At 70.7% G+C, this 21,545-nt stretch carries 21 protein-coding genes; 8 read left to right on the top strand and 13 right to left on the bottom strand.

The features are described from left to right. Positions 1-57 precede the first annotated feature (57 nt). The 3 genes from coaD to recG all read right to left on the bottom strand — a co-directional run bounded on the left by coaD (position 58) and on the right by recG (position 3,445). Positions 58-537 carry a pantetheine-phosphate adenylyltransferase gene (coaD, locus tag ACI2LP_RS08825; RefSeq protein WP_360877510.1) on the bottom strand — a complete coding sequence of 160 codons (480 nt, stop codon included), beginning with the start codon at positions 535-537 and terminating at the stop codon, positions 58-60. Between the two features lie 26 nt (positions 538-563). Then, positions 564-1,148, bottom strand: a complete 585-nt coding sequence (gene rsmD / locus ACI2LP_RS08830) for a 16S rRNA (guanine(966)-N(2))-methyltransferase RsmD (RefSeq protein WP_404723836.1) — start codon at positions 1,146-1,148, stop codon at positions 564-566. 110 nt (positions 1,149-1,258) lie between these two features. Beyond that, positions 1,259-3,445, bottom strand: a complete 2,187-nt coding sequence (gene recG / locus ACI2LP_RS08835) for an ATP-dependent DNA helicase RecG (RefSeq protein WP_404723837.1) — start codon at positions 3,443-3,445, stop codon at positions 1,259-1,261. Positions 3,446-3,609: 164 nt separating this feature from the next. Between recG and ACI2LP_RS08840 the strand changes: the two genes are divergently transcribed. Next, positions 3,610-5,412, top strand: coding sequence for an HSP90 family protein (locus ACI2LP_RS08840; protein WP_404723838.1), 1,803 nt, complete (start codon positions 3,610-3,612; stop codon positions 5,410-5,412). Then, positions 5,409-8,327 (top strand): tetratricopeptide repeat protein, encoded by a 2,919-nt coding sequence (locus ACI2LP_RS08845; RefSeq protein WP_404723839.1) that lies wholly within the window; start codon positions 5,409-5,411, stop codon positions 8,325-8,327. The genes ACI2LP_RS08840 and ACI2LP_RS08845 overlap by 4 nt, the downstream gene beginning before the upstream one ends. Positions 8,328-8,427: 100 nt before the next feature. On the opposite strand, the gene ACI2LP_RS08850 is transcribed toward ACI2LP_RS08845, so the two are convergent. Beyond that, positions 8,428-10,035 (bottom strand): DAK2 domain-containing protein, encoded by a 1,608-nt coding sequence (locus ACI2LP_RS08850; protein WP_404724428.1) that lies wholly within the window; start codon positions 10,033-10,035, stop codon positions 8,428-8,430. Between the two features lie 306 nt (positions 10,036-10,341). Between ACI2LP_RS08850 and rpmB the strand changes: the two genes are divergently transcribed. Next, positions 10,342-10,527 (top strand): 50S ribosomal protein L28, encoded by a 186-nt coding sequence (rpmB, locus tag ACI2LP_RS08855; protein WP_003957616.1) that lies wholly within the window; start codon positions 10,342-10,344, stop codon positions 10,525-10,527. Positions 10,528-10,666: 139 nt separating this feature from the next. On the opposite strand, the gene thiD is transcribed toward rpmB, so the two are convergent. After that, entirely contained in the window at positions 10,667-11,455 is a 789-nt protein-coding gene (gene thiD / locus ACI2LP_RS08860) for a bifunctional hydroxymethylpyrimidine kinase/phosphomethylpyrimidine kinase (RefSeq protein WP_404723840.1), read from the bottom strand. Next, positions 11,452-12,414 carry a thiamine-phosphate kinase gene (locus ACI2LP_RS08865; protein ID WP_404723841.1) on the bottom strand — a complete coding sequence of 321 codons (963 nt, stop codon included), beginning with the start codon at positions 12,412-12,414 and terminating at the stop codon, positions 11,452-11,454. Before ACI2LP_RS08865 ends, thiD begins: the two co-directional genes overlap by 4 nt. A 227-nt stretch (positions 12,415-12,641) precedes the next feature. Here ACI2LP_RS08865 and ACI2LP_RS08870 point away from each other — a divergent pair, with 227 nt between their 5' ends. Further along, positions 12,642-12,875, top strand: coding sequence for an Lrp/AsnC family transcriptional regulator (locus ACI2LP_RS08870; RefSeq protein WP_108152814.1), 234 nt, complete (start codon positions 12,642-12,644; stop codon positions 12,873-12,875). 20 nt (positions 12,876-12,895) lie between these two features. Beyond that, positions 12,896-13,378 (top strand): DUF3515 domain-containing protein, encoded by a 483-nt coding sequence (locus tag ACI2LP_RS08875; protein WP_404723842.1) that lies wholly within the window; start codon positions 12,896-12,898, stop codon positions 13,376-13,378. On the opposite strand, the gene ACI2LP_RS08880 is transcribed toward ACI2LP_RS08875, so the two are convergent. From ACI2LP_RS08880 to ACI2LP_RS08890, 3 genes are read right to left on the bottom strand one after another with little or no spacing between them, the layout of a single operon-like run. Beyond that, positions 13,375-14,532: a D-alanine--D-alanine ligase family protein gene (locus ACI2LP_RS08880; protein WP_404723843.1), complete on the bottom strand. Its 1,158-nt coding sequence runs from the start codon at positions 14,530-14,532 to the stop codon at positions 13,375-13,377. The two genes, ACI2LP_RS08875 and ACI2LP_RS08880, sit on opposite strands and share 4 nt — an antisense overlap. 34 nt (positions 14,533-14,566) lie before the next feature. Continuing rightward, positions 14,567-15,580, bottom strand: a complete 1,014-nt coding sequence (locus tag ACI2LP_RS08885) for an NAD(P)H-dependent glycerol-3-phosphate dehydrogenase (protein ID WP_404723844.1) — start codon at positions 15,578-15,580, stop codon at positions 14,567-14,569. After that, positions 15,577-16,329: a lysophospholipid acyltransferase family protein gene (locus ACI2LP_RS08890; RefSeq protein WP_404723845.1), complete on the bottom strand. Its 753-nt coding sequence runs from the start codon at positions 16,327-16,329 to the stop codon at positions 15,577-15,579. Before ACI2LP_RS08890 ends, ACI2LP_RS08885 begins: the two co-directional genes overlap by 4 nt. A gap of 148 nt (positions 16,330-16,477) precedes the next feature. On the opposite strand from ACI2LP_RS08890, the gene cofC reads away from it, so the two are divergent. Beyond that, positions 16,478-17,191, top strand: a complete 714-nt coding sequence (gene cofC, locus ACI2LP_RS08895; RefSeq protein ID WP_404723846.1) for a 2-phospho-L-lactate guanylyltransferase — start codon at positions 16,478-16,480, stop codon at positions 17,189-17,191. Positions 17,192-17,201: 10 nt separating this feature from the next. Beyond that, entirely contained in the window at positions 17,202-17,405 is a 204-nt protein-coding gene (locus ACI2LP_RS08900) for a hypothetical protein (RefSeq protein ID WP_360877548.1), read from the top strand. 72 nt (positions 17,406-17,477) lie between these two features. On the opposite strand, the gene ACI2LP_RS08905 is transcribed toward ACI2LP_RS08900, so the two are convergent. The 4 genes from ACI2LP_RS08905 to leuC all read right to left on the bottom strand — a co-directional run bounded on the left by ACI2LP_RS08905 (position 17,478) and on the right by leuC (position 20,628). Beyond that, positions 17,478-18,119, bottom strand: a complete 642-nt coding sequence (locus ACI2LP_RS08905; protein ID WP_404723847.1) for an HU family DNA-binding protein — start codon at positions 18,117-18,119, stop codon at positions 17,478-17,480. Positions 18,120-18,272: 153 nt separating this feature from the next. After that, the gene (locus ACI2LP_RS08910) at positions 18,273-18,500 is read right to left on the bottom strand and encodes a hypothetical protein (RefSeq protein ID WP_360877554.1); all 228 of its coding nucleotides are present in this window, start codon (positions 18,498-18,500) and stop codon (positions 18,273-18,275) included. 104 nt (positions 18,501-18,604) lie between these two features. After that, positions 18,605-19,198, bottom strand: a complete 594-nt coding sequence (leuD, locus tag ACI2LP_RS08915; protein ID WP_404723848.1) for a 3-isopropylmalate dehydratase small subunit — start codon at positions 19,196-19,198, stop codon at positions 18,605-18,607. Between the two features lie 5 nt (positions 19,199-19,203). Then, complete coding sequence (leuC, locus tag ACI2LP_RS08920) at positions 19,204-20,628, bottom strand: 3-isopropylmalate dehydratase large subunit (RefSeq protein ID WP_404723849.1); 1,425 nt, start codon at positions 20,626-20,628, stop codon at positions 19,204-19,206. Positions 20,629-20,772: 144 nt separating this feature from the next. Here leuC and ndgR point away from each other — a divergent pair, with 144 nt between their 5' ends. Continuing rightward, positions 20,773-21,489 carry an IclR family transcriptional regulator NdgR gene (ndgR, locus tag ACI2LP_RS08925; protein WP_026278050.1) on the top strand — a complete coding sequence of 239 codons (717 nt, stop codon included), beginning with the start codon at positions 20,773-20,775 and terminating at the stop codon, positions 21,487-21,489. Positions 21,490-21,545 lie beyond the last annotated feature (56 nt).

The raw sequence follows: 21,545 nt of genomic DNA on the forward strand, positions 1-21,545 counted from the left end.
GACGACTGTACGGGCAGTCGGCGCCCGTCCGACACCGGGTGATGGACTGTCAGTTCATCACTTCTCGGCGAGGCGCCGGACCAGGGCCTCGTGCACCACCGGAGGCAGCAGGTGGGAGACGTCACCGCCCCACGCGGCGACCTCCTTCACCAGGCTGGAGGAGAGGAAGCTGTAGGTGGGGTTGGTCGGGACGAACAGCGTCTCGACACCCGAGAGGCCGTTGTTCATCTGGGCCATCTGCAGCTCGTAGTCGAAGTCGCTGACGGCCCGCAGACCTTTGACGATGGCCGGGATGTCGCGCTGCTTGCAGAAGTCGACGAGGAGGCCGTGGTGGGACTCCACCACGACGTTTCCGTACTCGCCGGTGACCTGGCGGATCAGGTCCATCCGCTCTTCCACCGTGAAGAGTCCCTGTTTGGACTGGTTGATCATCACCGCGACATGTACGACGTCGTACAGCTTGGAAGCGCGGGCAATGATGTCGAGGTGTCCATTGGTGATGGGGTCGAATGACCCCGGACAGACTGCGCGGCGCAACTGAAGTCCCTCGCTCTCCGGTCCGTTCATCGTGCGTCTTCGCACGTAGAGGCGGCGCGACCGTACCAAAGCGTGCCCTCGCCGTAACGACGGGCCCGCAGTGGCTCAAAACCCTGTGGCCACACGAACTCGCCGCCTCTGGTGCTGCGCTCCACGGTGGCGACAGCATCGTCCGCGAGCCAGCCCTGAGTGTGGAGTGTGAGCAGAATCTCGCGAAGATCGTCGTCGGTGACGGCGTACGGAGGGTCCAGGAAGACCACGTCGTACGGAGCCTCGGGGGCCGGACCCGTCACGATCTGTTCCGCTTTGCCGGTACGGACTTCGGCGCCGGGCAGTCCCAGCGCACGGACGTTCTCGCGGACGATGCGGGCGGCTCGGCTGTCGGCCTCGACGAGCAGGGCGTGGGACGCGCCGCGGGAGAGTGCCTCCAGGCCGACGGCGCCGGAGCCGGCGTACAGATCGGCGATGCGGATACCGCTGAAGGTGCCGAGCAGCGACTCCCAGCTGGAGAAGAGCCCCTCGCGAGCGCGGTCGGAGGTGGGGCGGGTGCCGGTGCCGGGCGGGACGGCGATACGGCGTCCGCCGGCCGCACCGGCGATCACGCGGGTCATCTGAGTCTGACGTCCTTCGAGCCGGAGGCGGATGTGCTTGAACGAGCGGATGTGCTTAAACGATAGGCCGTCGCTCAGGTTCAGCGCGCTCGTATCGCGCTTCCGTCAGTTCAGCCCTTGTCGAGGTACTGCTCGCGCTCCGTGTCGAGCAACGCGTCCAGCGCCGTACGCAGCTCGGGCAGCTGCTCAAGATCCGGATCCGCGGTGACGATCGCGACGGCCTCCTCCCGGGCGGCCGCGATGACCTCCTCGTCGTCGATGACGGTGAGCATCCGCAGCGAGGAGCGCACGCCGGACTGGGCCTGGCCCAGCACATCGCCCTCACGGCGCTGTTCCAGGTCGATACGGGAGAGCTCGAAGCCGTCCAGTGTGGCGGCGACCGCGCCGAGCCGGGCCCGGGCCGGAGCGGCCTCGGGCATTTCGGTGACGAGGAGACAGAGCCCGGGCGCCGCGCCACGGCCGACCCGGCCGCGGAGCTGGTGCAGCTGCGAGACCCCGAACCGGTCCGCGTCCATGATCACCATGGCGGTGGCGTTGGGGACGTTCACACCGACCTCGATGACGGTGGTGGCGACCAGGACGTCCACATCGCCCGCGGCGAAGCGGCGCATGACGTCGTCCTTGTCGTCGGGCTGCATCCGGCCGTGCAGCACCTCGACACGCAGCCCCTTCAGAGGGCCCGCCGCGAGCTGCTCGGCGATCTCCAGCACGGCCAGCGGCGGGCGCTTCTCGGCCTCGTCCTCGGCGGACTTCTTCTTCGGCTCGTCCTCGCCGTCGCCGATGCGGGGACACACGACATACGCCTGATGGCCGTTCTCCACCTCTTCGCGCACCCGCTCCCAGGCACGCGCCAGGAAGTGCGGCTTGTCCTGCGCCGGGACCACATGGCTGGCGATCGGCGAACGCCCGGCCGGCAGCTGGTCCAGCACCGAGGTCTCCAGATCGCCGAAGACCGTCATGGCGACCGTACGAGGAATGGGGGTGGCCGTCATGACCAGCAGATGCGGCGGCTGCTTGCCCTTGGAGCGCAGCGCGTCACGCTGCTCCACGCCGAAGCGGTGCTGCTCGTCCACGACGACCAGCCCCAGATCGTGGAACTGCACCTTGTCCTCGATCAGCGCATGCGTGCCGATCACGATCCCGGCCTCACCGGTCACCAGATCGAGCAGCGCCTGCCGGCGCGCGGCGGCGCCCATCGAGCCGGTCAGCAGCACCACCTTGGTGGCGTGCTCGGCCCCGCCGAGCATCCCGCCCTCGGCGAGCTCGCCCATCATCTCGGTGATCGAGCGGTGGTGCTGCTGGGCGAGGACTTCGGTGGGCGCGAGCATGGCCGCCTGACCGCCGGCGTCGACGACGGTGAGCATCGCGCGCAGCGCCACCATCGTCTTGCCGGAGCCGACCTCGCCCTGGAGGAGACGGTGCATCGGGTGCTCGGTCGCCAGGTCGTCGAAGATCTCCTTGGTGACCTTCTGCTGGCCCTCGGTGAGGGTGAAGGGCAGCTTGGCGTCGAAGGCGTCGAGCAGGCCGTCCGGCCTGGGCTTGCGCGCCACGGCGGGCAGTTGCGTGTCGGCGTACCGACGGCGGGCGAGCGCCACCTGGAGGACGAAGGCCTCGTCCCATTTCAGGCGGTCGCGCGCGCCGGCGATGTCCGCCTTGGTGTGCGGGCGGTGGATCTTCAGCAGGGCCTCGGGAAGCGGAAGGAGGCCGCGGCCCGCGCGCAGCGCCTCGGGCAGCGGGTCGGCTGCCTCCCGGGCGCTCGGCAGCACGGCGTCGACCGCCTTGGCGATCTTCCAGGACTCCAGCTTGGTGGTGGCCGGGTAGATCGGGATGAGGGCTCCGGCCCAGGAGTCGACGGCCTCGTCACTGTCTCCGGTGAGCAGTTCGTACGCAGGGTGGGCGAGCTGCAGCCTGCGGTTGAAGACGGACACCTTCCCGGCGAACATCGCGCGGGTGCCGGGCAGAAGATCCTTGTGCGGTTTGTGGACGCCCTTGCCGAAGAAGACCAGTTGCAGCTGACCGCTGCCGTCCGTGATGACGACCTCAAGACGCTGGCCCCTGCCCTTGGCTCCGCTGAAGGTCAGCACGCGCGCGCTCGCGACCTGTGCCACCACCGTGACATGCTCGTCCAGCGGCAGCTCGGACAGGAGCGTGAGCTCGCCCCGCTCCGCATACCTGCGCGGATAGTGGTGCAGCAGATCGCCGAGGGTGTGCAGGTCGAGATGCTCGGCCATCACCTTCGCGGTGGCGGGGCCGAGCGTCTTCTTGAGGGGTTCGTCGAGCGCGGGCACGCGATCCATTGCACACCACACCACTGACAGACGTCGCGCACCTGTGGATAACCGCTGGTCACCACCGTGCCGCGGCCCCTAGGATGACGCGACTTCCCACGTCTCCCCGCGATCACCGCCCACGGGATCGCCCGACCCGCGCCGTCGTCCGTCCCCCCACCGGCGCTGTGACGATGACTGCTGATCAGACACCGCACACCTTCCAGGTCGACCTGCGCGGCCTGGTGGATCTGCTCTCCCATCACCTCTACTCGAGCCCCAAGGTCTATCTGCGCGAGTTGCTGCAGAACGCCGTGGACGCGATCACGGCCCGGCGCGCCGAACAGCCGGACGCGCCCGCGCAGGTGCGGTTGTTCGCCGACGACGGACGGCTGCGCGTCGAGGACTCCGGCATCGGCCTGACCGAGAAGGACGTGCACAGCCTGCTCGCCACCATCGGCCGCAGCTCCAAGCGCGACGGTCTGGAGTCGGCGCGGGCCGAGTTCCTCGGGCAGTTCGGCATCGGGCTGCTCGCCTGTTTCGTCGTCGCCGCGGAGATCCGCGTGGTCAGCAGATCGGCCCGGACGCCGGACGCGCCACCCGTGGAGTGGGCGGCGCGCGACGACGGTTCGTACACCGTGCGGACCCTGCCGGACAGCGCGCACCCCGAGCCGGGGACGACCGTGCATCTGACCGCCCGGCCCGGCAGCGGCGACTGGCTGACCGAGGAGCGGGTGCTGGCGCTCGCCCGCGATTTCGGTTCCCTGCTGCCGTACGACGTACGGGTCGGCGAGACAGCCGTGACCGAGCTGCCGGCGCCCTGGGACCGTCCTTATCCCGGTCCATCGGCCCGCCGGGTGGCACTCGCGCGCCACTGCCACGACCTCTTCGGCTTCAGCCCGCTCGACTCGGTCGACCTCAATCTGCCGGTCGCCGGGGTGCGCGGGGTGGCGTATGTCCTGCCGTCCGCCGTCAGCCCGGCCCAGCGCTCCGGTCACCGTGTGCACTTGAAGGGCATGCTGCTCACCGACCGTGCCGATGAACTCCTGCCCGACTGGGCCTTCTTCGTACGCTGCGTCATCGACACCGACTCGCTGCGGCCCACCGCGTCGCGCGAGTCGCTGTACGCGGACGAGACGCTCGCGGCCGTACGGGAGGCGCTGGGCGGCCGGATCAGGGAGTGGCTGACGGGTCTTGCCGCGGGCGATCCCGAAAGGCTCGCGCAGTTCCTGTCGGTCCATCATCTGGGTGTGAAGTCCCTGGCCAGGCATGACACCGACATGCTGCGCACGATGCTGCCGTGGCTGCCGTTCGAGACCACGGACGGCCGGCTCTCGCTCGAGGAGTTCGCGCTGCGGCACCCCGTCGTGCACTTCACGCGCACGGTCGAGGAGTACCGGCAGGTCGCCCCGATAGCGTCGGCGCAGGGCATCGGGGTGATCAACGGCGGCTACACGTACGACACCGAGCTGGTCGAGCTGCTGCCCTCGGTCCGTCCCGGCACAGTGGTCGCCGAGCTCGACGCCGACACCGTCACCGCGCATCTGGACGCCGTCGATCCGGCCGAGGAGCTCGCTCTTGCGGGCTTTCTGGCCGCTGCCCGCGCCAAGCTCGACTCGCTCGGCTGCGATGTGGCGCTGCGCGCCTTCCACCCGCTGACCGTGCCCGCGCTGCATCTCGACGACCGGGCCGCCCGGCACGAACAGGCGCGTGCGGAGGCCGAGGAGCAGGCGGACGACCTGTGGGCGGGCATCCTCGGGTCGCTGCGCGGCAGCGCGCCACGGGCCCGCCTCGTGCTGAACCACCTCAACCCGCTGATCCGAAGGATCAGTTCACTCGACGACAAGGAGCTCGCCGGGACGGCGACGGAGGCGCTCTACGGGCAGGCCCTGCTGATGGCCCAGCGCCCGCTGCGCCCCGCCGACTCGGCGCTCCTCAACCGGGCCTTCATCGGGCTGCTCGAATGGGCCACCCACGATCAGGAGAACGGCCGATGAGCCTTGATGCGACGACGCTGCGTCAGGCCCTGTGGGACAACCACGAGGAGCCGGAGGGGCCGGCGCGCAACGCCCGCGCGGAGCGTCTTTTCGCCGAGATCGAGCAGCACGGCGACACCCAACTGCTCATCGACGGCCTGAACCATCTGATGCAGGTCTACAACTACAGCTCCGAGCCGGACAAGATGTTCGTCCCGTTCGCGCGGCTGCTGCGCATGTGGGAGCAGCGGCCCGAGGACTTCGACGGCCAGCAGATCCACAGTCTGTTCTGGAAGTTCAAGTGGGTCTCCAGCGGCATGATCGACCAGCCGCACATTCCGCTCGCCTCCATCGAGAAGTGGCAGGCCGAGATGGAGCACCGCTATCGGGTGGCCGGCCACTCCGAACGTGCCGTGCGCCAGGGCGAGCTCCGTATCGCACGCCACCTCGGCGACATGGAGCGCGCCGAGCGGGCCTACGGCGCCTGGCAGGCCGCCGACCGCGACGACAAGAGCGACTGCCGGGCCTGCGAGTTGCGCAACCAGGGCTCCTGGCAGGCGGACCGCGGTGCCGAGGCGGACGCACTGGAGACCTGGCGGCCGGTGCTGGAGGGCGAGTTCAGCTGCGCTCACGAGCCGCATGCGGTGCTCTCGTCCTCGCTGCTGCCACTGCTGCGCCTGGGCCGCGCCGAGGAGGCCCGCGCGCACCATCTGCGCGGCTACCGCCTCGTACGGCCCAAGGAGAGCATGCGCAGCGCCGTCGCCCAGCACGTCGAGTTCTGCGCGCTGACCGGCAATGAGGCACGCGGTCTCGAGATCCTCGCCGAGCGTCCCGCGTACTTCACGGACACCGGGGAGCCGAGCAGTCTGCTGGCCTTCCTGGCCGTCACGGCGCTGCTCACGGACCGGCTCACGGCGCTCGGTCACGGAGATCAGAGCCTGCCGGGTCCGGGCGGCCGCACCTGGAGCGCACGCGAACTCGCCGTGCACGCGCGCGAGGAGGCTCTCGCGCTGGCCGCGCGCTTCGACGGGCGCAACGGCAACGCGCATACGACGGCGACCATCCGCGAACGCATGGACCGCGCACCGCTGCTCGACCGGCTGCCCCTGGGTGTACGGTCCGCCCGTCCTGCGACGGTGCAGCCCCCCGCGGCCGTGGCTCAGGCCCCCGCGGCGTCCGATCTCGCCTCCCTGCTGGCCGAGGCCCGCCGGCTCTCCGAGGCTCAGCACCCGGACGCGCTGCCCGCATGGGCGGCCGTCGCGCGGGCGGCCGGCCAAGGGAACACCGAGCTCGGCGAGCGCGACCGGGCCGAGATCGACGAGCACCGGGCGATGGACCCGCGGGTGCCGGGGGCGGAGGCCGCCCAGCTGTTCCGTTCGGCGGCCGACCGGTACGAGGCGGCAGGCGAACCCGGGAAGGCCGCCGCGGCCGGGGCGAGGGCCGCGTATGCCATCTGCCTGGACGAACGCTCCGACGAGGCGCTGGCGGCCGTGGCCGAACCGGTCGCCCGGGCGCTCGCCCTGCACGCCGCAGGCTCCGCCACCGCGCGCCAGGCGGCCCATGCCCTGCTGTGCCGGGTCCGCATCCTCAGCGACCGTATCCAGCACGCCGAGGACACCGCAGCCGCGGTCACCGAGCTGGAGGAGGCCGTGCGCGAGCTCCTCGCCTTCACCGAGCCGCACCGCACGGAGCCCGGCGTCCGCACGGCCGTCGCCGAGGCGCTCTCCTTCCTCGGCAACATCAATGCGTTCCGGGGCGGCGCGGAGGGAGCGGCGGATTTGTACGCCCGCTCCGCCGAGGAGTACGTGGCGGCGGGCCGGCCCTGGTACGCGGTCGAGCCCGAGTCCCAGCTCGCCGGAGTGAGCCGCCATCTGGGCGACCTGGAGTCCGCGGAGCGCGCGTCCCGGGCCGCGCTGGAGCACGCGGCGCACTTCCCGGAGCCGGGCGGCCGCGCCAGGCTCCACCTCCAGCTCGTCGAAACCCTCGCCGACGCGGGCAAGCCCGAGGAGGCGGCGGAGCACGCCCTGGAGGCGGCGCACTGGGCCGACGAGGCGGGCGAGGGCACCGGCATCGGCGCATACGCGCGGCACAAGCTCGGCGGGTTCCTGCTGGAGCTCGGACGGGTGGACGAGAGCGCGGCGGTGCTGGAGGCCGTACTGCCCGACCTGACCGCGGACGACCACGGCGAGGGCATGATCGTGCAGACCCTGTGGTGGCTGGGCGACTGCCTGACCTCGCTGGGCGAGCCGCGGGAGGCAGCCGGGCACTGGCTGAAGGCGGCGGACATCGCTCAGGGGTGGCCGGAGCAGCGCGACCACGCGATGCTCGCGAATCTGGCGGGCCAGGCGCTGTACCGGGCCGAGCTCAACTCCGAGGCGGAGCTCGCCTATCAGCGTGCCGGCGAGCTCTGGCGCGGCCTCGGCGACATCCACGCGCTGGTGCGCACCCTGCGGGTGCGGGCGTGGATCGCGGTGCGCGAGGGGCAGGCGGGGCCGGAGGCTGCGCGCGAACTGATGACCGCGGCGGCGCACGAGTGCGAGCAGGCCGTCCCGTCGGCCGACCCTCAGGCTCGCGACCGCCTGCGTGCGGAGCTGGCCGACACGTACCGGCAGACGGCAGAGCTGATCGCGGACTCCTGCGAGGGAGAGCCGGGCGACGAGGACCCGGACGGCACGGCCCGTGCGGCGTACGAGGAGGCGGTGTCGTGCGCCGACAAGGCCGTCTCGGCCTTCGCGGAGGCGGGCGCGGACTACACCGACCTACGCACGAAGTCGGAACTGCTGGCGGCCTGGCTGGAGGCGGACCTGGGCCGCACGGCCACGGCGGAGGGCCGGGCGCGGGGAGTGCTGGCGCGCTACGAGTCGGTGGAGGAGGGTGCGGCGCCGGACCGCAGGAAGGAGGCGGCGGCGGTGCTGGAGTATCTGGGCCGCGGGTAGAGGGTTGCTCCCCTGTCCCGCCCTCCCCCGGCGAAGCTCTGAGGGAGGGCGGGGTGGGGGAAACCCCAGGCCCCCCGCGCATCGCAGCCGGCCGCTCCCCCTACTCCACCCCGATCAGCAGCGGCGACGCCCCCCGACCGCCCCGGTACACCACCGTGTCCACCGCCAAGTAGCCCTCGCGCACATACCTCTCCAGGCGCGCCGTCACGGCGTCCCCGTCCGGGACGTCATCGCCCAGGATCAGGGTCACCAACTCGCCGCCCGCCGACAGCATCCTGGACAGCACCGCCTCCGCCGTGCCCGGCAGGTCCTCGCCGATCACCGCCACGTCGCCGTCGATCAGGCCGAGGACGTCACCGGCCTGGCACACGCCCGCCGACGTCCACGACTGCCGTTCCGCGACGGCCAGTTCGGCATAACGGGTCGCCCCCGCCGCCGCCGTCATCGCGACCACGTCCTCGTCGAAGCGGCGGTCCGGCTCGTGGACGGCGAGCGCCGCGATGCCCTGGACCGCCGCGCGGGTGGGGATGAGGGCGACCCGTACCCCCTCCGTGCGAGCCTGTTCCGCGGCCGCCGCGGCGGTGTGCCGCAGCTCCGCCGAGTTCGGCAGCAGGACGACCTCCCGGGCATGCGCGCGCCGGATCGCGTCGATCAGCTCGCCGCTGGCCGGCGGCTCCCCCGGCCGCGCGAGCACCGTCGTCGCGCCCGCTTCCGCGCACAGGCCCGCCACACCGTCCCCGGGGACCACCACGACGACCGCCCGCTGCACCTGTTCCCGCGATTCAGCCGCCGCGGTGTCGAAGTGCGTGATACGGATCCGGTACGGCCGCCCCGCCTCGACGCCCGCCTCCACCGCCGCGCCCGCGTCGTCGACGTGCACATGGACGTTCCACAGGCCGTCGCCGCCCACGACGACGAGCGAGTCGCCGAGCCCGTCGAGCCGGGTCCGCAGCCTGGCCACCGCCGCGTCGTCCGCCTCCAGGAGGTAGATCACCTCGAAGGCCGGGCCTCCGTCCGCACACGGCTGCGCAAGTGCCGCCGCAGCCGCAGGGCGCACATGGGCGAGCGCCGGAGCCGCCGGGGCCTCCCCCGAAAGCGCCTCGACCAGCGCCCCCAGCACCGCGAGCAGCCCGCGGCCGCCCGCGTCGACCACTCCGGCCCGGCCGAGTACGGCCAGCTGCCCGGGAGTCGCGTCCAGCGCGGCCCGTGCCCCCTCGTACGCCGCACGGGCCGTATCGCCCAGCGAGCCCGGAGCGGCCTTCGCAGCCGCCTCCGCCGCCGCCCTCGCCACGCTCAGGATCGTGCCCTCGACGGGATGCGCGACCGCCTCGCGTGCCAGCGCCGAGGCCCGACGCAGCGCACCGGCCAGGTGATCGTCTTCACTGCTCCGCTCCGCCATGCCCCGCAGCAGCTGCGCCAGGATCGTCCCGGAGTTCCCGCGTGCGCCGAGCAGTGCCCCGTGGGCCATCGCCCGCACCACATCGGCCGCCGCGGGCACGGACGACCCGGTCTCGTGCGCTGCGAAGACCGCCTCGACGGCCTGGGCCGCGGATTCCACGGTCAGATACAGATTCGTGCCGGTGTCACCGTCCGCGACCGGATAGACGTTGATCGCGTCGATCTCCTCGCGCTCCCGTCCCAGTGCCTCCAGCGCCAGTGAGCACCAGGCGCGAACCTCTGCGGCGTCCAGGGCCCGCCCGTCTCGCACTGCCGCCGTCAAGGGAGGCTCTGCGGGCCGCCCCTCCTTCTCTGGCACCTGGTGATCCTCCTCGGTCGGCCGGCACGGGCCGTCGGCAGCGGGTTGCACCGCAGGGTAGACCCCTGCCGGGGGCACTGGCCCGGTCGGGGGCGGGGCAGACCGTGGTAGTTTCGTATCTCGGACGCAGTCGTTGTATGCTGCTCCGGTTGCCCGATGAAAGTCGGGCCATTCCCCCGGCAAAGCCACCGATCAGACAACTGATTTCCGGCACGCCGGATTTCACTGTAAGTGCATCTGAAGTCTTTGGAGTGACCCGTGGCTGCCAACTGCGACGTCTGCGGCAAGGGGCCGGGCTTCGGCAACAACATTTCGCACTCGCACCGCCGTACGTCCCGTCGCTGGAACCCGAACATCCAGCGTGTGCGTGCAGTGGTCGGTCGGACGCCGAAGCGGCTCAACGTCTGCACCTCGTGCATCAAGGCCGGCAAGGTCTCGCGCTAACCGCGACGGTTCGTCGTAGCGCAGCCCCTGCGGTTGCCTTGAAAGCCGGTCCACCTCGGTGGACCGGCTTTTCGCTGTGCCCGAAGCCGCGGTCGGCCCGTGTGCCGTATCCGGCCCTTGTGCCGTACCCGCACAGGGCTCAGCGAAAGCGCCAGCCGTGATCCACCGGGCCGATCCCCGCGCCCAGCGCGAACCCCGCCGCGATCGCGCCCGTGACGTACTCCTTCGCCGCCCGTACGGCCTCGGGGACCTCACGACCCTTCGCAAGACCTGCCGCGACCGCCGAGGCGAGCGTGCAGCCCGTCCCGTGCGTGTGCCGGTTGTCGTGCCGGGGAGCGCGCAGCCAGTGCTCCTCGGCGCCGTCCGTCAGCAGGTCCACGGCGGCGCCCGCGAGATGCCCGCCCTTGATCAGTGCCCAGCGCGGCCCGTACTCCAGCAGCGCGTCCGCCGCCCGCCGCAGATCCGCCTCGGCCGCCACCCGTACGCCCGTCAGCTGCGCCACCTCGTCCAGGTTGGGCGTCGCCACGGTCGCCAGCGGCAGCAGCTTCGTACGCATCGAATCCAGCGCGGACTCCGCCAGCAGCGGGTCCCCGTGCTTGGAGACCCCCACCGGGTCCACGACCACCGGAGCCGCTGTTCCGGCCAGCAGCTCGGCGACCGTCTCGACCAGCGGCGCGGATGCCAGCATGCCGGTCTTCACGGCCTGTACGCCGATGTCGTCGACGACGCTGCGGTACTGGGCCCGTACCGCGTCGACCGGCAGTTCCCACGCGCCCTGCACGCCCAGTGAGTTCTGCGCGGTGACGGCGGTGATCACGCTCATGCCGTGCACCCCGAGCGCCAGCATCGTCTTCAAGTCGGCCTGGATTCCTGCCCCGCCGCCCGAGTCGGACCCGGCGATCGTCAACGCGCGGGGCGGCACGGTCACGCGTCCTCCCCGAAGTGGTCCCAGCCGCCCTTGCTGTGCCAGGGCGCGCCATCGACGGTCACCTGCGGCAGCGCCGACGGGTTGAGCACCTCGCCGATCACCTTCCAGCGGGCGGGCAGCTTCACGTCCGGCGGGAACGTGGCGACGATCGCATGGTCCTCTCCCCCGGTCAGCACCCACTGCAGCGGATCGACGCCGACGGCCTGGCCGATGTCGTTCATCTGCGACGGGATGTCGATGGAGCCCGAGCGCAGGTCGATACGGACCTTGCTGGCCTCCGCGATATGGCCGAGGTCGGCGACCAGTCCGTCGCTGATGTCGCACATGGCGGTGGCACCGAGACCGGCCGCCGCGGGGCCCGCGTGGTACGGCGGCTCGGGCCGCCGGTGTGCCTCGACGAAGGCGCGCGGCGAGCGGAAGCCGCGCGAGAGGACCGCGTGTCCGGCCGCCGACCATCCCAACCAGCCGGTGTACGCGACGACATCGCCGGGCTGGGCACCGGCCCTGGTGACCGGTTCGTGGTTGCGCAGATCGCCGAGTGCGGTGATCGCGAGCGTGATCACGTCTCCGCGTACGACATCGCCGCCGACCACCGCCGCCCCGGCGACCTGGCACTCGTCGCGGATTCCGTCCATCAGCTCGGTGGCCCAGGTGACCGGGAGTTCGGCCGGTACGACCAGGCCGAGCAGCAGCGCGGTCGGCACCGCGCCCATCGCCGCGATGTCGGCCAAGTTCTGAGCGGCGGCCTTGCGGCCGACGTCGTAAGCGGTCGACCAGTCGCGGCGGAAATGCCGTCCCTCGAGCAGGACGTCCGTGCTCGCCACGACCCTCCGGTCGGGTGCGGCAACGACCGCGGCGTCGTCGCCGGGCCCCAGCCTGACCGCGGGGGTGGAGGTGAGCCGGGAGGTGAGCTCCCTGATGAGCCCGAACTCCCCCAACTCGCCCACAGTGCCCTTCACCGAGTCCCACCTCTCCGTCGTTCTGCCGGATGGCCCGGCAGTGCTGCTTGCCCCCGGTCGCGAGCCGTCTGCGCCGTGGGTACCGTCAAGAGACACGTCAACTTCTGCTGTCCGTACGCCACGCTGCGGGCGTCACCCGGCGCGCAGGTCTCCCCTCGGCCCGCGGCGACGCGATACCGTGGCGTCCCTTCCCCCCACATGATCCTCGTGGCCGCCCTGGAGGTTCCGTGGTACAGGCGTACATCCTCATTCAGACCGAGGTGGGCAAGGCGTCGACCGTCGCCGAGACCATCGGAAAGATTCCCGGGGTGATCCAAGCCGAGGACGTGACAGGTCCCTATGACGTGATTGTGCGCGCCCAGGCCGAGACGGTCGACGATCTCGGTCGCATGGTGGTCGCCAAGGTCCAGCAAGTGGACGGCATCACCCGCACCCTGACCTGCCCGGTCGTGCACCTCTAGCCCCCGTCTACGCTTGGCCGGTGACATCTTCCCGTCGCCGGCCCTTCTGTCTGTCCGCCGCCGCCCTGGTGCTGCTGACCGTCGCAGGCTGCTCCTCCACGGACGCAGCGGCGTCGATCACGGTTCCCAGTCCGCCGCCGGATCAGGCCCCGCTGTGCCGGGCGCTGCACAAGGAGCTCCCGGAATCCGTTGCCGGACAGGACCGCAACGACCCTGAACCGGCTTCCGAACTGACCGCCGCCTGGGGCGACGCCGCGATCGTACTGCGCTGTGGCGTCCCCCGGCCGGAGCGGATGAGCGATCCACAGGCCAAGGCCGTGGAGGCGGACGGCGTGAACTGGATGCTGGAGCAGGACGCCGAAGGGCCCCGCTTCACCACCACGTACCGCAGGACGTATGTCGAGGTCACGATGGAGAAGCGGTACGCACACGACATCACGCCGCTCGCCGAGCTGGCCGACGCCGTCGAGAAGACGGTGCCGGCCAGGCTCGAGGTTCGCTAACGAAGGCCGGTCGGGCGGCGCAGCGCCGCCTGGATCAGCCGGTCGACCAGCTCGGAGTAGCCGACGCCGGTCTCCTGCCACATCCGCGGGTACATCGAGATCGGCGTGAAGCCGGGCATCGTGTTGATCTCGTTGATGACGAACTCGCCGTCCTCGGTGAGGAAGAAGTCCGCCCGGACCAGGCCCTCGCAGGACGCGGCGTCGAAGGCGGCGACCGCGAGCCGGCGCACCTCGGCGGTCTGCTCCTCGGTCAGCGGCGCGGGCACCAGACCGGCGGCCGAGTCGATGTACTTGGCCTCGAAGTCGTAGAACTCATGGGCCGAGACCGGTGGGATCTCGGCCGGGACGCTGGCCCGCGGGCCGTCCTCGAACTCCAGAACCCCGCACTCGATCTCGCGGCCGCGCAGCAGCGCCTCGACGAGGATCTTGGGGTCGTGGCGCTGTGCCTCCTCGATCGCCTCGTCGAGGCCGGAAAGATCGTCGACCTTGGTGATGCCGATCGAGGAGCCCGCCCGGGCGGGCTTGATGAAGAGCGGCCAGCCGTGCTCGCCCGCGAAGTCGACGATCTTCCTGCGGGCGGCGGGCGCATCGAGCTGCCACTCGCGGGGGCGGATCACCTCGTACGGGCCGACGGGCAGGCCGAAGGAGGTGAAGACGCGCTTCATGTACTCCTTGTCCTGGCCGACGGCCGAGGCCAGTACGCCGGAGCCGACGTAGGGCACCCCGGAGAGCTCCAGGAGCCCCTGGAGGGTGCCGTCCTCGCCGTACGGGCCGTGCAGCACGGGAAAGACGACGTCGACCTCGCCGAGCGCCTTGGGCACGGCGCCGGGTTCGCTGTAGACGACTTCGCGGTTGGCCGGGTCGACGGGGAGGATCACGCCGCCCTCGCTCGACTCGGCGAGCTGCTCGACATTGGGCGTCTTGCGGTCGGCGATGGCCATCCGGTCCGGCTCGTCGGCCGTGAGCGCCCAGCGGCCGTCCTGAGTGATGCCGATCGGCAGTACGTCGTACTTCGTACGGTCGATGGCACGCAGCACGGCGCCGGCGGTGACCACGGAGATCCCGTGTTCGGAGCTGCGGCCCCCGAAGACGACGGCTACGCGTGGTTTGCGGAGCGGCTGCTCATGGCTCTGGGGCAGGTTCTCGGTGCTCATATCGCGATGAGACTACCCGCTGGCCGGAATCACGTCAGCGGCGCTCGGCCTTGGCGCTGCGGCTCATCAGTTCCTTGAGTGCGACCACCGGCGGCTTGCCCTCGTGGACGATGCCGACGACCGTTTCCGTGATCGGCATGTCGACACCGTGCCTGCGCGCCAGATCGAGCACCGATTCACAGGACTTGACGCCCTCGGCTGTCTGCTTGGTGACCGCGATCGTCTCCTGCAGGGTCATGCCCTTGCCGAGGTTGGTGCCGAAGGTGTGGTTGCGGGAGAGCGGCGACGAGCAGGTGGCCACCAGATCGCCCAGACCGGCGAGCCCGGAGAAGGTGAGCGGGTCCGCGCCCATCGCCAGGCCGAGCCGGGTGGTCTCGGCCAGGCCGCGGGTGATCAGTGAGCCCTTGGCGTTGTCGCCGAGACCCATGCCGTCGGCGATGCCGACGGCGAGGCCGATGACGTTCTTGACGGCGCCGCCGAGTTCGCAGCCGACCACGTCGGTGTTGGTGTACGGGCGGAAGTACGGGGTGTGGCAGGCGGACTGGAGCCGCTGGGCGACCGTTTCGTCACGGCTGGCGACCACGGCGGCGGCCGGCCGGCGCTGGGCGATCTCCTTGGCGAGGTTGGGGCCCGTGACCACGGCGACGCGCTCGGCGGAGACCTTGGCGACCTCTTCGATGACCTCGCTCATCCGCTTGGCGGTGCCGAGTTCGATGCCCTTCATCAGGGAGACGAGGACGGTGTCGGGCGCCAGCAGCGGCGCCCAGGAGGCGAGGTTGCCGCGCAGGGTCTGGGAGGGGATGGCGAGGACGGTGAAGTCGGCGCCGGCCGCGGCCTCGGCGGGGTCGGTGGTGGCCCGTACCGCCTCGGGAAGCTCAATTCCCGGCAGATAGTCGGGATTGGTGCGGGTGGTGTTGATGGCGTCGACGGGCTCGGGGCGACGGCCCCAGAGGGTCACCTCGCAGCCCGCGTCGGCGAGGACCATGGCGAATGCCGTGCCCCAGGAGCCGGTTCCGAAAACTGCTGCCTTGGTGGCGGCGCGGGTCACTTGGTGCCCTCCTCGGCGGCCTTGCGGCGCTGCTGCACGAGAACTTCGCGCAGATCGAACGGCTTCTCGGGCGCCTTCTCGCCGCGCAGCTCCTCCAGCTGGCCGGTGATCGCGGCCATGATCGCCTCGGTCGCCTCCTTCAGCACCTCGGGCGTGGGGTCCTGGCCGTAGAAGCGGTCGAGGTCGACCGGCGGACCCGCCTGCACCTTGAGTGTCTTGCGCGGGAAGAAGCGGACCTTCTTCTCCTTGGCATACGGCGGCATCGCCAAGTTGGCGCCCCACTGGGCGACCGGAATGACCGGCGCCTTGGTCAGCAGGGCGGCACGCGCGACTCCGGTCTTCGCGGTCATCGGCCACATGCCCGGATCGCGGGTGAGCGTGCCCTCGGGGTAGAAGGCGACGCATTCGCCGCGGTTGACGGCGTCGACGGCCGCGCGGAAGGCGCCGACGGCATTGGAGGACTCGCGGTAGACGGGAATCTGGCGGGTACCTCGCAGCAGGACCCCCACGACGGGCGCCTTGAAGAGCGCGGCCTTGGCGAGGAATCGGGGGACACGTCCGGTGTTGTACTGGAAGTGGCCGTAGGAGAACATGTCGAGGTAGGAGTTGTGGTTGATAGCGGTGATGAATCCGCCGTCCGCCGGAATGTGTTCCATTCCCCGCCAGTCCCGCTTGAACAGAACCAACAACGGCGGTTTGGCGATGACCGCTGCCAAGCGGTACCAGAAGCCGATTCTACGGCGGGACACTCGGACACCTTCCTCTATTGCCGGGCTGCCGCCCGGCTGCTGGGGGTCAAGTGTCGCCCCAGGCCCCTGGTCTGTCGAGAACACCGTACGCCCCGGCTCCCGGCCAACACCGCCGGATCCTCGCGGGCCCGGGCCACAATGGGGCCCGATGCGCATGGACGGAGAGCTCGCCACGAACACCGACGCGATGGACCACTGGTCCCTGGTCGTGCCGCTGAAGCCCCTCGTTCTGGCCAAGAGCAGGCTCGCCAGGGCCGCGGACGACACTCTGCGGCCGCATCTCGCGCTCGCCTTCGCGCAGGACACGGTGGTCGCGGCGCTGGCCTGCCCGGCGGTACGGGATGTGGCAGTCGTCACGGACGACCCGGCGGCCGCCGCCGAGCTCGCGGCACTGGGGGCGCGGATCGTGCCGGACTCACCGGCCGCGGGACTCAACGCGGCGCTGTCGCACGGGGCTGAGGCGGTGCGGGAGCTGCGGCCCGACGCGGCGGTCGCGGCGCTCAACGCCGATCTGCCCGCATTGCGTCCCGCGGAATTGGCGCGGGTGCTTGCACAGGCTTCGGTATTTCCCCGGGCATTTCTGACGGATGCGGCGGGAATCGGTACGACATTGCTCTCTGCGGCACCCGGGGTGGAATTGCGCCCCGCTTTCGGCGGCCGCTCCCGGCGTCGGCATTTGGCGTCGGGGGCCGCGGAAATCCTGCTCGGCGGAGTGGATTCGGTACGCCAGGACGTGGACACCGGGGACGATCTGGCGGCCGCGCTCGCCCTGGGCGTGGGCCCGCGGACCGCGGAGCGCTGGGCGGCCGGCGCTCATGCGCCGGACAGCCAGGCCGGTGCCCGCACTCTGGAGACGCCTTAAGGTGGCAGACATGCAGGCGACCTCGTACACCTACGACTCCGAGACCCGCAGCGGGAGCGTGCTGCTCGACGACGGCACCCCGGTGGCGTTCGACGCCGCGGCCTTCGACGCCGGCGGCCTGCGGCTGCTCAGGCCGGGCCAGCGGGTCCGTATCGAGACCGAGGGCGAGGGCGACGCCCGCCGTATCACCCTGGTGACGCTGCAGACCCTCTGAAACGCGCCGCGGGCCGGGCTCCCCAGGGGGAGCCCGGCCCGGCGCGTGAGTGGCTGTGTGCCCTTGTGCCGCTTACTTCCTCCTGGCGACGGCCTTCTTCGCGGCGGTCTTGCGCGCCGTGGCCTTCTTGGCCGGCGCCTTCTTGGCGGTGGCCTTCTTCGCCGGCGCGGTCTTCTTGGCCGCCGCCTTCTTGGCGGTGGCCTTCTTGGCGGTGGCCTTCTTCGCAGTCGTCTTCTTGGCGGCGGCCTTCTTGGCCACCGTCTTCTTGGCAGCGACCTTCTTCGCCACCGTCTTCTTCGCCACGGCCTTCTTGGCCACCGCCTTCTTGGCGGTGGTCTTCTTCGCCGCGGCCTTCTTGACGGTGGTGCGGGAAACGCCGCCCGAGAGGCTGCCCTTCGGAGCCTTCTTGACGGCGACCTCACCACCACGGGGGAGCTTCTTCGAGCCGCTCACCAGGTCCTTGAAGCCCTGACCAGCACGGAACCGCGGAACCGAGGTCTTCTTGACCCGCACGCGCTCACCCGTCTGCGGGTTGCGTGCGTAACGAGCAGGACGGTCCACCTTCTCGAACGAGCCGAAGCCGGTGACCGAAACCCGGTCTCCGCCGACAACTGCGCGGACGATCGCGTCAAGTACCGCGTCGACAGCGTCCGCGGCCTGCTGACGGCCGCCAACCTTGTCGGCAATCGCTTCTACGAGCTGCGCCTTGTTCACGTCTTCCCCTTCGGAGACATTGCCGGAACGAATGCGTCCAGGCTTTTTCGCACGTTAGGCAGATATATACCGCAAATCAAACACGAAACGGGCTAATCACCCTAGTGCCGCAACGAAGTCGACCAAGGTCGACGTTCGCGGAAGTCCGGGTGGTCAGTCGCCTTCAGGGAATCGGCCCTCGTCGAGGTCCTTCATCAAGCGGTCCAGACGCCTTGCCGCATCCGGGAGATCGTGCTTCGCCGCTGCCGTGACGACCAGCAGCTTCCGGGACAGCGCCATCCTTACGCCCTCCGGGACTTGCAGTGCGCGCACCCTTGCGTGCGCTTCCTTCAATCGGGCCGCGACTGCCTCGTAGAGCTCGAGTTGGCTGTCGCGTTCCATGCACCGATTGTGCCATCTGGGGCGAGTTGTCGCCCGACAGGGTCTCAACAAGCGACTGCGCCCCCCACCGCAGGGTGGGGGGCGCAGTACGGGAAAAGCGCTGCTCAGACCTCAATTGTGCGGGGCTTGAAGCTCGGACGGGTGGCCTCGTAAGCCGCGATGTCCGCTTCGTTCTGAAGGGTGAGGCTGATGTCGTCCAGCCCGTTCAGCAGCCGCCAGCGGGCGTTCTCGTCAAGCTCGAAGTCGGCCGTGATTCCTTCGGCCAGAACTTGACGCTTCTCCAAGTCCACGGTGATTTCGGCGCTCGGGTCGGCCTCGGTCAGCTCCCAGAGCGCGTCCACGACCTTCTGCTCCAGAACCACTGTCAGCAGGCCGTTCTTGAGCGAGTTGCCCCGGAAGATGTCCGCGAACCGGGACGAGATGACGGCCTTGAAGCCGTAGTTCTGCAGGGCCCAGACCGCGTGCTCGCGGGAGGAACCGGTGCCGAAGTCGGGGCCGGCGACCAGCACGGTGGCGCCGTGGCGCTCCGGCTGGTTGAGAACGAAGGAGGCGTCCTTGCGCCAGGCCTCGAAGAGCCCGTCCTCGAAGCCGTCGCGGGTGACCTTCTTCAGCCAGTGGGCCGGGATGATCTGGTCGGTGTCGACGTTGCTGCGGCGCAGCGGGACGGCCCGGCCGGTGTGCGTGGTGAAAGCTTCCATGGTTCTCAGGCCTCCACGGGGGTGCGGGCGTCGGACAGGTCGGCGGGCGAGGCCAGATGGCCCAGCACCGCGGTCGCGGCGGCCACCTGCGGCGAGACCAGATGGGTGCGGCCGCCCTTGCCCTGCCTGCCCTCGAAGTTGCGGTTGGAGGTGGACGCGGAGCGCTCGCCGGGCGCCAGTTGGTCGGGGTTCATGCCCAGGCACATCGAGCAGCCCGCGTGCCGCCATTCGGCGCCGGCGTCGGTGAAGACCGTGTTCAGGCCCTCCTCGACGGCCTGCAGCGCGACCCGTACGGAGCCGGGGACCACCAGCATCCGTACACCGTCGGCGACTTTGCGGCCCTCCAGGATGGCCGCGGCCGAGCGCAGGTCCTCGATACGGCCGTTGGTGCAGGAGCCTACGAAGACGGTGTCGACCTTGATGTCGCGCAGCCGCTGTCCGGCACTCAACCCCATGTATTCCAGGGCCTTTTCGGCGGCGTGGCGCTCCGAAGCGTCCTCGTACGAAGCCGGGTCGGGGACGTTGGCCGACAGGGGCGCACCCTGGCCGGGGTTGGTGCCCCAGGTGACGAACGGCGACAGTTCGGTGGCGTCGATGAACACCTCGGCGTCGAAGACCGCGTCGTCGTCGGTACGCAGCGTCTGCCAGTACGCGACGGCGGCGTCCCAGTCCGCGCCCTCGGGGGCGTGGTCGCGGCCCCGCAGATACTCGAAGGTGGTCCCGTCGGGGGCGATCATGCCCGCCCGGGCGCCGGCCTCGATCGACATGTTGCAGATGGTCATCCGGGCCTCCATCGAGAGCTTCTCGATGGCCGAGCCGCGGTACTCCAGGATGTAGCCCTGGCCGCCGCCGGTGCCGATCCGGGCAATGATGGCCAGGATCAGGTCCTTGGCGGTGACGGCGTCGGGCAGTTCGCCCTCGACCGTGATGGCCATGGTCTTGGGCCGGGCCAGCGGCAGCGTCTGGGTCGCCAGCACATGCTCCACCTGGGAGGTGCCGATGCCGAACGCCAGCGCGCCGAAAGCGCCGTGGGTGGAGGTGTGCGAGTCGCCGCAGACCACGGTGGTGCCGGGCTGGGTCAGACCCAGCTGGGGGCCCACGACGTGGACGACGCCCTGCTCGACATCGCCCAGCGGGTGCAGCCGTACGCCGAAGTCGGCGCAGTTCTTGCGCAGCGTCTCCAGCTGGGCACGGGAAACCGGGTCCGCAATCGGCTTGTCGATGTCGACGGTCGGGGTGTTGTGATCCTCGGTCGCGATGGTGAGGTCGAGCCTGCGCACCTGGCGGCCGTTCTGACGGAGCCCGTCGAAGGCCTGGGGGCTGGTCACCTCGTGCAGCAGGTGCAGATCGATGAAGAGGAGGTCGGGCTCGCCCTCTGCGCGCCGGACGACATGGTCGTCCCAGACCTTCTCCGCGAGTGTCCTACCCATCGCTTTCCCTCCGGCCGGCTGTCCTGCCGACACAACTAGAGATCTTGTGCGGAACCCGTTGGTCCGCGGGCCGCCACTACAGCGTCGCAAGTTCCCGGGAAATTTGAACTTGCGTTTCACAGTGTGAGACGTGAATATCGTTGCATGGACAACTCTAGCGGCGTCGGCGTTCTCGACAAGGCAGCTCTGGTACTGAGCGCTCTGGAGTCCGGTCCGGCCACCCTCGCCGGGCTGGTCGCGGCGACAGGGCTTGCACGACCCACGGCACATCGCCTTGCCGTGGCACTGGAACACCACCGGATGGTGGCGAGGGACATGCAGGGCCGATTCATCCTGGGCCCGCGGCTGGCGGAGCTCGCCGCGGCGGCGGGCGAGGACCGGCTGCTGGCCACGGCAGGGCCGGTGCTCACCCACCTACGCGACGTGACGGGCGAGAGCGCACAGCTCTACCGCCGCCAGGGAGACATGCGCATCTGCGTGGCAGCGGCGGAACGGCTGTCCGGACTGCGGGACACCGTGCCGGTCGGCTCCACGCTCACCATGAAGGCCGGCTCATCGGCCCAGATCCTGATGGCCTGGGAGGAGCCGGAGCGGTTGCACCGCGGCCTTCAGGGGGCGCGCTTCACGGCGACGGCCCTGTCCGGCGTACGGCGCCGGGGCTGGGCCCAGTCGATCGGCGAGCGCGAGCCGGGCGTCGCGTCCGTCTCCGCGCCGGTGCGGGGCCCGTCCAACCGTGTGGTGGCGGCGGTCTCGGTCTCGGGCCCGATCGAGCGCCTGACCCGCCACCCGGGACGTATGCACGCCCAGGCGGTCATCGACGCGGCGGCCCGCCTGAGCGAGGCGCTGCGCCGCTCCGGCTGACCGAACCGGGGCTCCGCCCCGGACCCCGCGCCTCAATCGCCGGCGGGGCTCGATTT

Origin of the sequence: Streptomyces sp. NPDC019890 (assembly GCF_044903445.1) — a bacterium.
In the GTDB taxonomy this organism is placed as follows: domain Bacteria; phylum Actinomycetota; class Actinomycetes; order Streptomycetales; family Streptomycetaceae; genus Streptomyces.